General features: G+C 63.0%; 12 protein-coding genes. 7 read left to right on the forward strand and 5 right to left on the reverse strand.

Translation table 11 applies throughout. The annotated features are described in order from the left end of the window. Positions 1–2: 2 nt before the first annotated feature. From RS9916_RS11595 to RS9916_RS11615, 5 genes are read left to right on the forward strand one after another with little or no spacing between them, the layout of a single operon-like run. Positions 3–2,264 carry a glycosyltransferase gene (locus RS9916_RS11595; protein ID WP_007099610.1) on the forward strand — a complete coding sequence of 754 codons (2,262 nt, stop codon included), beginning with the start codon at positions 3–5 and terminating at the stop codon, positions 2,262–2,264. Next, positions 2,261–3,439 carry a glycosyltransferase gene (locus RS9916_RS11600; RefSeq protein ID WP_038023723.1) on the forward strand — a complete coding sequence of 393 codons (1,179 nt, stop codon included), beginning with the start codon at positions 2,261–2,263 and terminating at the stop codon, positions 3,437–3,439. Before RS9916_RS11595 ends, RS9916_RS11600 begins: the two co-directional genes overlap by 4 nt. Before the next feature lies 1 nt (position 3,440). Beyond that, complete coding sequence (locus RS9916_RS11605; protein WP_007099612.1) at positions 3,441–4,718, forward strand: glycosyltransferase; 1,278 nt, start codon at positions 3,441–3,443, stop codon at positions 4,716–4,718. Further along, positions 4,715–5,833 carry a glycosyltransferase gene (locus RS9916_RS11610; protein WP_007099613.1) on the forward strand — a complete coding sequence of 373 codons (1,119 nt, stop codon included), beginning with the start codon at positions 4,715–4,717 and terminating at the stop codon, positions 5,831–5,833. The genes RS9916_RS11605 and RS9916_RS11610 overlap by 4 nt, the downstream gene beginning before the upstream one ends. Beyond that, positions 5,830–6,693, forward strand: coding sequence for a sulfotransferase family protein (locus tag RS9916_RS11615; RefSeq protein WP_007099614.1), 864 nt, complete (start codon positions 5,830–5,832; stop codon positions 6,691–6,693). The genes RS9916_RS11610 and RS9916_RS11615 overlap by 4 nt, the downstream gene beginning before the upstream one ends. On the opposite strand, the gene RS9916_RS11620 is transcribed toward RS9916_RS11615, so the two are convergent. Genes RS9916_RS11620 through kdsA form a run of 3 tightly spaced genes read right to left on the reverse strand, consistent with a single transcriptional unit; the run spans position 6,672 to position 11,162 of the window. Beyond that, positions 6,672–8,456 (reverse strand): hypothetical protein, encoded by a 1,785-nt coding sequence (locus tag RS9916_RS11620; RefSeq protein WP_007099615.1) that lies wholly within the window; start codon positions 8,454–8,456, stop codon positions 6,672–6,674. The genes RS9916_RS11615 and RS9916_RS11620 overlap by 22 nt on opposite strands. Further along, positions 8,453–10,288 carry a hypothetical protein gene (locus RS9916_RS11625; RefSeq protein WP_007099616.1) on the reverse strand — a complete coding sequence of 612 codons (1,836 nt, stop codon included), beginning with the start codon at positions 10,286–10,288 and terminating at the stop codon, positions 8,453–8,455. Before RS9916_RS11625 ends, RS9916_RS11620 begins: the two co-directional genes overlap by 4 nt. A 22-nt stretch (positions 10,289–10,310) precedes the next feature. Then, the gene (kdsA, locus tag RS9916_RS11630; RefSeq protein WP_007099617.1) at positions 10,311–11,162 is read right to left on the reverse strand and encodes a 3-deoxy-8-phosphooctulonate synthase; all 852 of its coding nucleotides are present in this window, start codon (positions 11,160–11,162) and stop codon (positions 10,311–10,313) included. A gap of 81 nt (positions 11,163–11,243) precedes the next feature. Here kdsA and RS9916_RS11635 point away from each other — a divergent pair, with 81 nt between their 5' ends. Both RS9916_RS11635 and kdsB read left to right on the forward strand, forming a co-directional pair. Beyond that, positions 11,244–11,948, forward strand: a complete 705-nt coding sequence (locus RS9916_RS11635; RefSeq protein WP_007099618.1) for a hypothetical protein — start codon at positions 11,244–11,246, stop codon at positions 11,946–11,948. Then, positions 11,948–12,766: a 3-deoxy-manno-octulosonate cytidylyltransferase gene (kdsB, locus tag RS9916_RS11640; protein ID WP_007099619.1), complete on the forward strand. Its 819-nt coding sequence runs from the start codon at positions 11,948–11,950 to the stop codon at positions 12,764–12,766. Before RS9916_RS11635 ends, kdsB begins: the two co-directional genes overlap by 1 nt. Here the strand turns inward: kdsB and RS9916_RS11645 are convergent. Both RS9916_RS11645 and RS9916_RS11650 read right to left on the reverse strand, forming a co-directional pair. Further along, complete coding sequence (locus RS9916_RS11645; protein WP_007099620.1) at positions 12,757–13,635, reverse strand: sulfotransferase; 879 nt, start codon at positions 13,633–13,635, stop codon at positions 12,757–12,759. The genes kdsB and RS9916_RS11645 overlap by 10 nt on opposite strands. After that, positions 13,628–14,191 (reverse strand): HAD family hydrolase, encoded by a 564-nt coding sequence (locus RS9916_RS11650; RefSeq protein WP_038024599.1) that lies wholly within the window; start codon positions 14,189–14,191, stop codon positions 13,628–13,630. Before RS9916_RS11650 ends, RS9916_RS11645 begins: the two co-directional genes overlap by 8 nt. Positions 14,192–14,194: the final 3 nt, after the last annotated feature.

Raw genomic sequence — 14,194 nt, forward strand, 5'->3', positions numbered from 1 at the left:
CGATGGCGGATTTTGTTGTGCTCGCCACCGCGGATTGGGACCATCCGCTCTGGACCAACAAACAGCACACGGCGCTGACTTTGGCCGCAGCGGGACACCGGGTGCTCTATGTGGAGTCCCTCGGGATTCGTCCGCCGCGGGTGGGTGCTGCCGATCGAACCCGAATTGTTCGGCGTCTGCGCCGCCTGCTGCAACTGCCTCGTCAGCGGCGTGAACGACTCTGGGTGTGGTCACCTCCTGTGTTGCCCGGCGGCCACAGCGGAAAGGTGCTCCAGCTCAATCGCCGCCTTCTCCAGGGTGGGCTCGAGCTCGTTTGCCGTTGGCTCGGCTTCACCAATCCGATCCTCTGGACCTACAACCCGCTCACCACCCTCTATCTCGATCCAGAGAGCTACGCAGGCAGTGTTTATCACTGCGTTGATCGCATTCAGGATCAGCCGTGCATGCCTGTGGCGCGCATCGAAGCCAGTGAGCAAGAGCTCTCTCGGGTTGTGGATGTGGTGTTCGCCACGTCGCCCCAACTGCAGATCAGCCATCGCCAGTGGAATCACCACACCCTGCTGTTCGGGAACGTGGCGGATCACGGCCATTTCAGTCGCGCCCGCTTGGGGGATGACATGGGGCCCTTGCGGTGCCCTGAGCCCCTTGACGCATTGCCCCGGCCAAGGTTGCTGTTCATGGGGGCGATCGATGCCTACAAGCTCGATCTGGCCTTGCTGCTTCAGTTGGCGCAGCGCAATCCTGCCTGGCGGTTTGTGCTGATCGGACCCGTGGGGGAGTGTGATCCCTCTACCGACGTGGCCGCGCTGATGGCCTGCCCAAATGTGGACTTGATGGGGCCTGTGGCCTATGGCGACCTGCCTGCCTGGCTGGCCCATGCCGATTTGGCGTTGTTGCCGTTGCAGGTGAACGGCTACACCCGCCACATGTTCCCGATGAAGTTCTTCGAATACCTTTCGTCGGGACTGCCGGTGGTGGCCACGGCCATTCCCGCCTTGGAGGCCCACGCCGATGTGGCTTGGCTATGTCCGCCGGAGACTGAGGCGTTTGAGCAGGCGATTCAGGCTGCTCTAGTAGGGCAGGGCCCGAGCATGCAGCAGCGCTTGGGGCGGGCGGCGACCCAGACCTATGAGGCACGCACGGATTCAATGCTGGCCTATCTGGATCGGGTGGGTCTGCTTGCGGAGGCCGAGCGCAATCAACCGGATTCTTGTGGCGGGCAACCGTCGCTGCTCCAGCGTGCTGGTCTCTGGTTGCGGGGCCTCAGCAGTCGGGGGCTGGTGTGGATTAGTCACCGGCTGATGCGGGCCGGCCACCCTCGTGCTGCTGTGGCGGTGCTTCAGGGGCTGGCAAAAAGCCGCTGGGGCGATTGCATCCTGCGGGGAGGGCTGGTGTTGCCGCTTGTGCGCTGCGGTGACTACCGCCAGGCCCGATTGGTGATGGAACAGCTCTGGCAGGCCTATGGCCACGTGGGCGAACTCAAGCAGCTGTTGTTTCGTCGCGGCAATCGCCCGTCGGAGCGCAGTGAGCAGGTGTTGCTGTTCGAGGAACTGGTCACGAGCACGGTGCTTCCCCTGTATGCCCTCAACTACTGCCAGGTGGTGCTGGCCCATCGCTGTGTGGATGTGAAGGACAAAGTGCGCATGCGCCAGTCGGCGATGGCGATTGCCGCCATGGCAACCGCTCTAGAGCAGGATCCCGGCACGCTTTTTTGCTTGCGCTCGAATCGCCGCAACCGCAGCAAGCTGTTGGTGTCGTGTTACGCCACGCTGCTGCGTTTGCAGCTGGGGTTGCAGCAGTTTGATGCCCTGTCGGCTCTGGGTCTGCGTTGCCTGAGCTGGGCTGAGCAGTTGGATCTGAATGCGATTGATGCCGATACGTCGTATCGGCTGACGCGCAACATCCTGCGGGTGTTGTTGATCAACGTGTTGGAGGCTTGGACCGAGCGGGATCCTGCCCTGATGCAACGCACAGCTCGGGTGATCGAGCGCGTGCACCATCACTGCCATCGTGGCTTGTTTGACCAGCAATCGGCTCAGGAGAACCACCGCGGGTTTGCTGATGCTGTGCTGGCGCGGGTGCAGCGGTTGGAGCAGGCGCAGCTTCAGAGCGATCCAGAAGGCGCGTTTGAGGAGGCGCTGCCCAGCCTGATGCTGCTGATGCTCAAGAGTGAACGGGAGCTGGCCAGTGAAGCGATCCGCCAAGACCGTCTGACCAACGTGTTGCCTCTGTTCAGCCCCTATCTCGCTGGAGTTCCGTTGTGAGTCCCCCGAAGCGAGTGGTGCTCTATATCGACAGCCTCAAGCTGGGAGGCGCCGAACGGGTCACCCTGACCTGGGCCCGCTGGCTCTACCAGGCGGGATGGCAGCCCATGGTGCTGACTCGTCAGCCCGTCAGCTGGGATTTCTATCCCGTTCCTCCAGATGTGGAGCGGGCTGTGGAGCCCGCTGATGTGTCTTGGATGCGGCGGTTGGGCCCGTTGGCGTTTCCCTTTCGGGTGTTGCGTCTGCAGCGCTGGCTGAATGACCAGAACGTGGACCTCGCCATTGGTGTGACCTCACTCCCGGCCATCAAGTTGCTGTTTGCTGCACGCCTCTTGGGAGTGCCGTGTGTGGTGTCGGAGCGCAATTATCCCCCGCTGAAGCGGATTGGCCGGATCTGGAGTGGGTTGCGCCGGCTCAGTTATCCCTGGGCTGCTCTCCACCTCGTGCAGACCCGCGCGGTCGGAACCTGGATGGCAGCCCATCTGGGCGCCCATCGACAGTTGTTGTTGCCTAACCCCGTGCAATGGCCTTTGGCCCGCTTTCATCCCAGCCTTGAGCCCAAGCACTGGCTGGCGCAACGGGGCTGTCAAGCCTCCGATCATGTGGTGTTAGCGGTAGGAACAAAAGCCGACCAGAAGGGTTTCGATCGACTGGTGCGCTGGTGGATTCCCCTTGCTCAGGCGGATGCTCGGCTGCAGTTAGTGATTGTGGGTCTCGATGAACGGCCTTATCACGGTCGGGATCAACAGGCCGAGCTGCGGGCGTTGCTGGTGGATCATCCTGAGCTCCAAGGCCGGCTGCAGTTCCCCGGCCGCGTGGGCAACCTGGCGGATTGGTATGCCCGAGCCCAGCTGTTTGTGCTCTCGTCGCGTTACGAGGGATTCCCCAATGTGCTGTTGGAGGCGATGGCTGCAGGTTGCTGTTGTGTGGCGGCCGATTGCCCTCAGGGGCCTGCCGACCTGATCCAAGACGGGGTCAACGGTCGTCTGCTTCCTGATACGGCTTCGGACTCGCAATGGCTGCAGGTGCTGGCGGAGTTGTTGGCGAATGGGGCAGAGCGGCAACGCCTGGCCGCTAACGCGGTGGAGGTGCGGGAGCTGTATGCCCCAGCAGCGTTGCAGCAGCGATTGATGCAAGCTCTTGAACGGGTGATGCAGGAGGCGGCCGCGAACTGAGATGCAGCACGCAGCACCTGAGCAAACCGATGATCTCTGGCTGGTCTTGCCTCACCTAGGGCCTGGTGGAGCCCAGAAAGTGGCGTTGCTGGCGGCCGGTTTTTTTATGGCCAAAGGCTGGCGCGTGCGCCTGGTGACGATGCTGCCGGGTCCGGCTCAGGCCCATGCCATTCCAGAGGGATTGCTGGTCACCGATCTCGCCCCTGCCGTGGATGCGCTCTGGAAGCGGGACCACTGGAACCGTTCGCTGTTGGCACGCGGTCGCCGCTTTCTTGCGCCGCAGCGACGGCTGCATCGCGCGCTGGCGCGTCTGGTGATGGGACCACTGGTGGGACTGTTGGAGCCGGTGCAGCCCGGCCCGCGTGACTGGCGCTCGCGTTTGCTCCGTTGGTGTGTGCAGGGCATTGACGGACCGCCCTCCTGGGAGCTGGAACGATTGCTTCAGTCCCATCGCCCCAGACGGGTGGTGTCGTTTCTGAGTCGCACCAACATGCGCATCTGCAGTGCCCTTTGGTGGCGGGATTGCCATCTCGTGGTTTCGGAACGCAATGACCTGCGCAAGCAGCAGTTGCCCTTCCCCTGGCCGCGCTTTCGCCGTCTGCTGTACCGCCGAGCGGATGTACTCACGGCGAATACAGCTGGTGTGATGGACAGCCTGGTGCCCTTGTTTCAGGCCCGTCAGCTGGCCCTGCTTCCCAACCCGCTGCCGATGCCGGTGGTGCCTGCTGCGGTGGGGTCGGCAGGCGATCGCCAGGGGTTTGTGACCGTGGCGCGGCTGGTGCCGCAAAAGGGCATTGATGTGCTGATTCGTGCCCTAGCTCAAAGTGCTGGTGCGGCGCGCAACTGGACGCTGACCCTGGTGGGGGATGGGCCGGAACGGGCGGCGCTGGAGCACCAAGTGCAGCAGGTTGGTTTGCAGGAGCGGGTGCACTTTCTTGGCTTTTGCACGGATCCCCAGACGTTTCTGCTGAGGTCCGGAGTGTTTGTCTTGCCCTCCCGCTTCGAGGGCATGCCCAATGCCTTGTTGGAAGCGATGGCCGCGGGCCTGGCGGTGGTGGTGACGGATGCGTCGCCCGGGCCGCTGGAGGTGGTGGAGAACGGTGTCAGCGGGTTGGTGGTGCCCAGCGATGATCCGTTTGCTTTGGCCGAAGCCCTTGATCGTTTGGCGCTCGACCCTGCGTTGCGGGAGCGCTTGGGTGCTGCGGCGCGAGACACCCTGCGTCAGTTGGATTGGCCTGTGGTCGGTCCGATCTGGGAGTCGTTGGTGGATCAGCCATGACCCTGCGACGGTTGCTGGTGTTTGCTCCCACCCGCCGGGCGGCATCGGAAACCTTTGTGCGCGCCAATTTGGCGGGGTTGCCGTTTGAGGTGCAGGCCTACTTCGGTGATGAACGACCTTGGAACCAACCGGCACGCTTGGCCTATGGCCTTGCGGTGGTGTTGAGCAAGGCCTGCACGCGTCTAGGGCTGTTGCGTCTGGCGGGCTGGCCGGCTGCGGTGGTAGCGCGGGGGTTGATTGCTCGCCATCGGCCCGATCTGGTGTTGGCGGAGTTTGGCTTCCATGCGGTGCGGGTGATGGAGGTGGCCCCGGTGATGGCGGTGCCCTTGGTGGTGCACTTTCGTGGCTCCGATCTCTCTGCCCAGTGCAAATTGGGCGTGTTGCGCGGCCGGTATCGCCGCTTGATGGGGTTGGCGGCCGGGTTGATCTGCAAATCCAAGCCCATGGCCCAGACCTTGCAGACACTGGGTGCGCCTGCGGATCGCATCTTGATCAGTGCATCCGGAGCAAATGCCCAGTTGTTCCATGGCAGTGCGCCGGCAGCGGCGCCTCCGGTTTGTCTGGCGGTGGGACGGTTTGTGGCGAAGAAAGGACCGTTGCAGACGATTCGAGCCTTCGCAGCCCAGCCCCAGGGTCAGCTCTGGATGGTTGGGGAGGGGCCCTTGTTGGCGGAGGCAAAAGCGTTGGCAGAGGATCTGGATCTGGGGGAGCGGATTCGTTTCCTGGGGGTGTGCAGTCAGGTTGAAGTGGCGGCGCTCATGCGGCAGGTGCGGGTGTTCGTGCAGCATTCCCTGGTGGCTGCTGATGGCGATAGTGAGGGCAATCCTGTGGCGGTGATGGAAGCGCAGCTGAGTGGTTTGCCCGTGGTGGCCACGCGCCATGCCGGCATCCCGGAAGTGGTGATCGATGGTCAGACCGGACTGCTGGTGGCGGAAGGGGATGTGCAGGGAATGGCCGCGGCGATGGAACGGCTGCTGCAGGATCCAGCGTTGTGCTCCCGGTTCGGAGCCGCAGGCCGTTGCCATGTGGAGCAAGGATTCACCCTGGACAAGCACTTGGCCGATCTCAGCCGCTTCCTGATCCAGACCCATGCGCAGGCGGTTAAGGGCGCATGAGTGGCATGAAACAACGGTTGTTGTTGATTCGGGGGCTGGGCCACAGCGGCACCACGATCCTCGATCTCGCCCTTGGGGCCCATCCCAAGATCACCGGTCTTGGTGAAGCGGTGCGCTTGCTGGAGAAACCGGCTGTCCAAGACAGCCACCGTGGCCCGGCCCAGTTGCGTGGTGAGCTGCGTCATCAGCGCCGGTGCACCTGCGGCCTGGTGGCCGATGCCTGTCCGGTGTGGGGGCCGATCTTGCGCTGGCTGCCGTCTCACGACGAGCAACCGCTTCCCGACAAACTTAAGCGTCTGCTGGCAGCCCTGAAGCCTCCAGAGGAGGGCTCCTCCATCAACTCCTGGGTGGTGGAGTCGTATCAAGACGATTTCGTGCTGCCCTTCCTGGAGGATCCGGCCTTGGACATCCGCGTGCTCCATCTCACCCGTGACGTGCGCAGTTGGGTGCATTCCCGTTCCCGCGACGGACGCCAACGGGGGCGTTGGCTGCCAGGACTCCAGCCGTTGTTGCGCTGGTGGCGTCTCAGTGCACGGCACGAACGGCAGCTGCAGTGTTGCGGCAAGCCGGTGTTCCGGCTCGGCTACGAGGAGCTGGCCCTGCGGCCTGAGCAGACTCTGCGCCGTCTGTGTGACTGGTTGGAGCTGGAGTTCGACCCGGCGATGCTGGCGCCTGTGGCCCAGTCGGGTAGCCACATTCTCTCGGGCAATCGGGTGCGCTTCGATGCGGAGAAAGGGGCGGCCATTCATTACGACGCTGCTTGGATGACCCATGGGGCCGGGATCGCCCAGCTCGCCTTGGCCTGGCCGCCGCTGGCGGCCCTCAATCGGCGTCTGGTTTACTCCGCTTCTCGCCGGTAGATGTGGCCGTTGCTGACCGCTGGATCGAAGTCATAGATCAGCCGATAGGCGCTCAGATCAATGCCATATTTTTTGAGCTTTTTGCCCGAATCGAGATCCAGTAGCAGGTCTCCTGGCTGCGCTTGGTAAGCATCGCCCCGGTCGATGCCATCGATGATCTCGGCCTGGTGGGTGTCTGGGTCGAGGTAGATCAGGCGGTCGTAGGGGAGGGAGCGCAGGTAATCGGAGTGTTTGAACCACGACTTCGAGAGAATCAGATTCACCGGTTCCCCCCGGCGCTTCATTTCCAGTGCCAGTGTTTGGGCGGCATCAAAGGTGGCGCGCCAGGAGTGTTGGGTGTTGCGAATGGAGCTGAAGCGCTCCTGGAAGTGATGGGCGAAGCGGTGCTCTACGGCCACAATCGACAGGCTGAGTCCCACGCCAATGGCCCCGGTGATCCTGCGGCTGGAGCGGTTGAGGAGCCAGGGGCTGATCGCGACGGCCCACACCACCAACATGTCGAGCACCGCCACCCAATTCACGGGAAGCGCCATGTAGCTCGTGCTTTTGAATCCCACCAGTGCCCAAAGGGCCAGGGCATAGGCGAGGGCTCCGAGATTGAGACCGTCGATCACTGAGAACGAAAAGTCGTTGCGCTGGCGGCACCACTGGGTCAGACGCACCACGATGAACAGCAGCACCACCACCGTGCGGATGTCGAGCTCGAAGGTCGAGAAGCGCAGGCTGGCGTCGTAGCGCTGATCGCCGAGGTAAAGGCTGGGCAATAGGCTGAGCCAGGTGGCGCTCGCCAGAAAGAACGGCACCAAGCAGAGCAGATTTCGTTCCAGCTGGTTGTGCTGGTTCCATTGGTTTGGAGCCCGGCTGAGTAGAGACGCCAGGGCGGGCACCGCGAACCAGAGGATCGCCGTGTCTTTGAGGAAGCTGCCCAGGAGTGCCCAGATCAATGCGAGGAGAGCGGCCCGGTGGTCTCCTGTCTCGCGAGATCGAAGCCAGTGGAAGGTGAACAGCGCCAGCAGCAGGCTCAGCAGCCGTTCGCTGTAGATGAACTGGAAATAGTTGTAAGCCGCGGAGCTCGTGAACAGGTAAAGGATGCAACTGATCAACAGCAGTGCTGGAGCCTTGGCGGCTTGAGGCTTGGTGAGCCTGAGGCTTTGCTGCACCACGGCCACGCTCAGGCCGATGGTGGCCACCAGCTCCGCTGCACTGATCAGGGCCCAGACCTTGGGATAGGGCGTGAACCAACTGAGGATGTGGAGGTCTTGGTGGGAGAGGGGAAAGAAGCGGAAGTCGTTTCGGCCCATGGCTTCACCGATGAAGCTGGGCCGGGGGCCGAAGTTGTCGAGGAGTAGTCCGTTGTGGATGTCGTCGAACCAGGTGACGATTTCCTTGTAAAACCAGCTGCTCTCGCTCACCATCAGCAGCGCGTAGACGGTCAGCAACCCGCAGGCGATCGGGTGGCGGCGGATGAACGTCCAGGTTTGGTGGAGCAAGCTCTTGTTCTGACCCGATGCCTGAGCTGGAGCAGGGAGCCGTTGGATGGCCAGCACCAGCACACCGATCAGCAGAAGCATCACCATCAACCAGAGCTGGTGGGCCAGGGCGTTGTAGTGCTCCAGCAGTGCCGATCCCTCAGGCAGCAGGGGGTCGGGCAGTTGCTGGCGGTGTTGCACCAGCCAGGTGCTCAGGCCCAGACCGAGCAGCAGAATCCCGCTCGAGAGGCCTGCCAGCCAGGCCATCAGCCGGTTGATCCTGGCCATCGTCATGGCTGAATCCGGTAGACGCGGCCGTTCTCCTGGCCGTCGTTGTCTCGGTAGAGCAGTTGGGTGGGCCAGCGCTCCAGCAGGGGTTGGAGGGTGCTGGCGTCTTTGTCGATCGTGAACAGAAGATCGCCTGCCTGGGGTGTGTAGAGCTCGCCTTTGCCTGTTCCTTCCTCGACGCTGAAGCGGTTGTGTTGCTGGTCAAATTCGATTAGGCGGTCAAAGCGAAGCCGGCCCAGGTGGCGTTTGGCCGAGAACCACGATTGTTTGCTGTAGATCAGGTTGATGGCTTCGCCTTGGGTACGGATTGGAGCGCTGATGGCATCAATGGCTTGGTACGCCTCCAGCCATGACTGCTGACGCACCTTGATGGTGCTCACGTTGGCGGCGAAGTTTGGAGGCTGCAGATGGTCGATGCCGATGGTCCCCAGCACGACCGCGGACCCCACAGCACCAGCTGTTCGGGCTGAGCTGTGGCGCTCCAGTGCAGGGCTGATCCAGCAGGCCCAGACGAAACCCAGATCCAGCACCGTCACCCACTGCACGGGCAGGGTCAGGTATTTGTGCGACTCGAAGCCAATCAGCACCAGCAGGCCGGCGGCGTAGGTGAGTGCAGCCAGGTTGAGACCATCCAGCAGGTTGATGCGGCTGCGGCGCACGCTGATGGCTGCGGCGCGAATCAGACAAAAGCCGATCAGAAACCAGAAGCGCCAGTCGGGAGCAAATAGGAACCCCTTGTTTTTGTTGTAGGAGCCCTTGTTGGCAAAGGCGCTGGGCAGCAAGGAGAGCACCACATAAGCCAGCAGAAAGATCAGGGCTAGGGAGCAGAGCCAGAGCTCGAGGCGGTAAGCCTCTGCCCATTCCGATCGGGAGCTGTTATCCCAGCTGGGACGACCTTCCACCAACCCCAGGCTGCCAGCGACCAGCATCACCGCGGGGGGCACCACGAACAGCACCACGGCGATGTCTTTGATGAAGATGCCGATCAGGCCGAACAAGAGAGCGGCATAAAACGACGCCTTGTCGCGGTGCTGGTGATGGTGCAGATAGGCGCCGCAGTAGAGGGCAAACAGGAACGTGAGGAAGCGTTCGCAATAGGAGAACTGAAAGAAGGCCATCCCGGTGGCGGGATGGAACAACAGCAGCAAGCTGGTGATCAGCAGCAGCGCTGGAATCTGGCTGCGGCCACTGAGCCTGCGCACAAACCGGGCACTCACCACCACGATGGTGAACAGCTCAGCGGCGCTCACCAGCATCCACACCTTCACGTAGGCCGTGAACCAACTGAGGATGTGAAGATCCTGGTGGGCGAGGGGAAAGAAGCGGTAGTCGTCCCGCCGCATCGTTTCGCGCAGAAAGTCCTGACGGAACGAGAAGTTATTGAGCAGGTGCTCGCCTGGAATGCCTCTGTACCAGCCCACCAACTCGGGATACATCCAGTTGGTGCCATGCACCATTGCCACTGTGTACCCGGCGAACAGGGCCACTACCAGGGGATGGGCACGGGCAAAGCGCAGCAGCGGATTGCCCGGGGTTGCCTGTTGCTGTGTCGGCTGCTGTTGGCGTTGTTCGTTTTGGGCCCGGCGGATCAGCACCAGCAGGGTGAGCACGCTCAGGGCAAGCAGCGCTAGAAACAGGTCGTGGGAGGTGGCCTGGTACTGCCTGAGCAGGGTTTTGCCGGCACGCACCTCCGGGGAGTGCAACTGGTCGCGGTGCTGCAGCAGCCAGATCCAGCAGCCCAGCCCCAGACCGATCAGCACACTGGCGACGGCATCGATCCAGGCCAGCAGGGGAATGGGTCTGTTGTGGCCTTTTGGTTCGCTCAGCTGCGTGCTCATGGCTGTTTGGTGATGGTCCGCCTCAGTGGATCTCCAGCGCTGGCATGGCTTTGACGACCTTGTCGATGGCCTTCACCTGGCTGAGGAAGGCCTCCAGTTGATCCAGGGGCAGGGCGCTGGGACCATCACAGCGCGCTGTGTTCGGATCGGGGTGGGACTCCAGAAACAGGCCTGCCAGGCCCACCGCCATGCCGGCTCGGGCCAGATCCACCACCTGGCTGCGGCGACCACCGGAGGCGGCCCCACCGGGATCCCGGCATTGCAGGGCATGGGTGACATCAAAAATCAGCGGCAGGTCATGGCAGCTGCGCTTCATCACCCCGAAGCCGAGCATGTCCACCACGAGGTTGTCGTAGCCGAAGTTGCTGCCCCGCTCGCAGATCAGCAGCTGTTCGTTGCCGCATTCGCGAAATTTCTCCACCACATTCGCCATCTGGGATGGGCTGAGGAACTGGGGTTTCTTGATGTTGATCACCGCTCCGGTGCTGGCCATCGCCTCCACCAGGTCGGTTTGGCGGGCCAGGAAGGCCGGCAGCTGGATGATGTCGCACACGGCAGCGGCCGGCGCTGCCTCCTCCGGGCTGTGCACGTCGGTGATCACCGGAATCCCGTGGGTGTCTTTCACCGCTTGGAGCATCTGGAGACCGTCCTTTAGGCCCGGGCCCCGATAGGAGTGGATCGATGAGCGGTTGGCCTTGTCGTAGGAGGCCTTGAACACCAGTGGAATGCCGAGGCGCTGGCAGACCGCCTTGTAGTGACCGGCCACCTCAACCGCGAAGTCGCGCGACTCGAGCACGTTGACCCCGCCGATCAGCACGAACGGTGCGTCGTTGGCGAAACGGATGTCGCCCAGTGCGACGCAGCGTGCGGCCATCGGATGCAGCTCAGGTGAAACGAAGCCTAGGGCTGGCTCTGGGGCCGCTTTAATCTCCCCTCACAGCCGAGATGCAGGCGAATGGCCGTCGCTCCGATCCCGATTTTCATCGGATACGACCCGCGGGAGCGGGCGGCCACCAATGTGTTGATCGACAGCCTTTATCAACACAGTTCTGCGCCCCTGGCGATCACGCCGCTGGTGACGCCCCAATTGGAGGCCCAGGGCTTGTACCGGCGCGAACGTGATCCGAAACAGAGCACGGCCTTCTCCTTTACCCGCTTTCTCGTGCCCCACCTGATGGGCTATCAGGGCTGGGCGCTGTTCATGGATTGCGACATGCTCTGCCGCGCTGACATCCAAGCGCTGTGGGATCAGCGCGATGACCGCTATGGCGCCATGTGCGTGCAGCATGAGCATGTGCCGGGTGAGACGGTGAAATTCCTGGGGGAAGTACAGAGCGCCTATCCCAAGAAAAACTGGAGTTCGCTGATGCTGCTCAATTGCAGCCGCTGCACCAAACTCACCGTCGATTACGTCAACACCGCCACCGGCTTGGAGCTGCATCGCTTTCACTGGCTGGAGGGCGACCATGAGATCGGCGCCATCCAGGGGGGCTGGAATCATCTGGTGGATGTGCAGGCTCCGCCCGAGACGCAGCAGGCTTCACCGATGCTGCATTGGACGCTCGGTGGGCCATGGTTCCGGGAGCAGCGCACCATGGGTGGTCCTTTGGCGGCGGAATGGTTTTCGGCCCGCGATGACGCCATGAAGTTGTGGGACTGATGACGATTCAGCGTTCTGTGGTGGCGGTGCCGGCCCGCCTGGCGTCCTCCCGTCTGCCAGACAAGGTGCTGGCGGAGATCGGCGGCAAGCCGATGATTCAGCGGGTGCTGGAGCAATGCGCCAAGGCCCAGGGGCCGGCGGCGGTGGTGTTGTGCACCGACAGTCCCCGCTTGCAGCAGTTGGCGGAGAGCTGGGGTTTCCCGGTGTTGATGACTTCGGAGTCCTGCAGTTCCGGCAGTGAACGGATTGCCTCGGTGGCCGATCAGCTGGTGGCCCGGGCCTGGAGTGAGGCTGCACAGGGCTGGGAGTCAGCCGTTCGCGCCCAGCGCCTGGCCAGCACGGCGGTGATCAATGTGCAGGGGGACCAGCCATTCCTTGAGCCGGATGTGGTCACCGCGATGGTGGAGGAATTTGGTCGGCGTGATCCTGTGCCCGCAGTGGTGACACCGGTGTATCGGCTCCAGCCCGAGACCATCCACAACCCGGCGGTGGTGAAGACGCTGTTGGCCCATGACGGACGGGCGCTCTATTTCTCCCGCTCCGCCATTCCCCATGTGCGGGATGTGGACCCTGCTGCATGGCATCAGCACACGGATTACTGGGGCCATGTGGGCATGTATGGCTTCCGCGGCGATGTGCTCGCAGCCTGGGATCAGCTCCCGGCGTCTCCGCTGGAGGATCTTGAGCGGCTGGAACAGTTGCGTCTGATTGAGGCGGGTCACACGATTGCGACCTTCCAGGTGGAGGGCACGTCCCTCTCGGTGGATACCGCCGAGCAGCTGGAGCAGGCCCGCCAGATGGCGCTGGCTCAGGCCTGAGACCAGCGGCTGGTGGTAGGCCACAGCTGTTGAAGGTCTAGGCCGGGCAGTGCCTGCTGTGCCCGCTTGAGATCGTCCGCGTGTTGGCGACCCATCTCTGCCAGCAGGTCATCGGGAATCACCGTCTTGGTGGCGCTCACGTTCACCTTCTCGCCCCAGGCGGGTGCCTGGTACGGGACCCCAAGGAAGTGGCAGAGCTCTGCGTAGGTGGGTTGGGTAAACAGGGTTTCAAACAGTCCTACAAAGCAGTGCTCCAAGCCAAAGGCCTGATCGAGCGCATCGAGGGTCTGGCCGTAGTCGCTGCGCAGGCCGCGCCCTTTGGCCACCCGTTTGCGCAGGGTGGCCACTTCCGTGGCGGCATCCCGCAGCCCCTGCTTGCGCAGTTTCATCCGCTGGCTGGAGATCAGCCGTTCGATCGGATCGCGCATCAGAAACACCGGTTTCACGGGGGTGCCGCGGACCTGGAAGCTGGTGTTGATGCCCTTCAGGGTGTCGGCGCTGAGCAGCGCATAGGAGGGGGTGATGTCTCCCGTGAGCTGGATCTGTGCGCCCCGCAGACGCGGACGGGTCAGCAGCCACTGGAAATACTCCGCGTAATGCTCGGGGTTGTGGATGAACCACTGGCGCAGCCAGGTGCGCGGTTGAACCCAGGTGCGCGGTTGCAGAGGCTTGCAATTGAGCTGCCGGAAGCGCTTCAGCTCGGCGATGGTGCGGGCGTCGTGAACGTGATATTCCTTCAGGCAGCCGAAATCGGCGTCAGGCCGCGTGTGCAGCTGCTGATGTAGCCAGGAAGTTCCTGCTTTCTGGGCCCCGACCCCCAGCAGGAATACGCCTGGAGGATTGGCATTGGAATCGAGGGACTTAGTCATTGCGGTCTCTCCAGCCGTTGCGGCTGAGGTCGGTCCAGAGCCCTCGAGCTTTCAGGATGTGTTCCGCCAGCTCGCGGACGGCGCCATGGCCACCCCGCCGGAGCAGCACCCCGTCGGCCTGCTGGCGTACAGCAGGGCAGGCATCGGCTGGGGTGATCAGCAGCCTCACCTGATGGTGCACGGCCAGGTCGTTGAGGTCGTCGCCGATGAAGGCGGTGCTGGATGGTGTCGCACCCACCTGCTGTTGGAGCCGGGTCAGTGCAGTGGGTTTGTCTTTGATGCCCACCAGGCAGTACTCAATGTCCAATTGCCGGGCTCGTACTTCGGTGGCTCCTCCTTTGCCGCCGCTCAGGAAGGCCAGCTGCAGGCCAGCCTGTTGCAGCAGGCGGATGCCCAAACCATCGCGCACGTCAAAGCGTTTCTGCAGGAGCCCATTGGGGTCGAACCAGAGGCCGCCGTCGGTGAGCACGCCATCCACATCCAGCACCAACAAGTCGATCTGGCGCAACGCGGGCCGTTGGCGTCGCCATTGGAGTGCATTGAGCAGACGTTTCATCAG

The organism is Synechococcus sp. RS9916 (assembly GCF_000153825.1).
In the GTDB taxonomy this organism is placed as follows: domain Bacteria; phylum Cyanobacteriota; class Cyanobacteriia; order PCC-6307; family Cyanobiaceae; genus Synechococcus_C.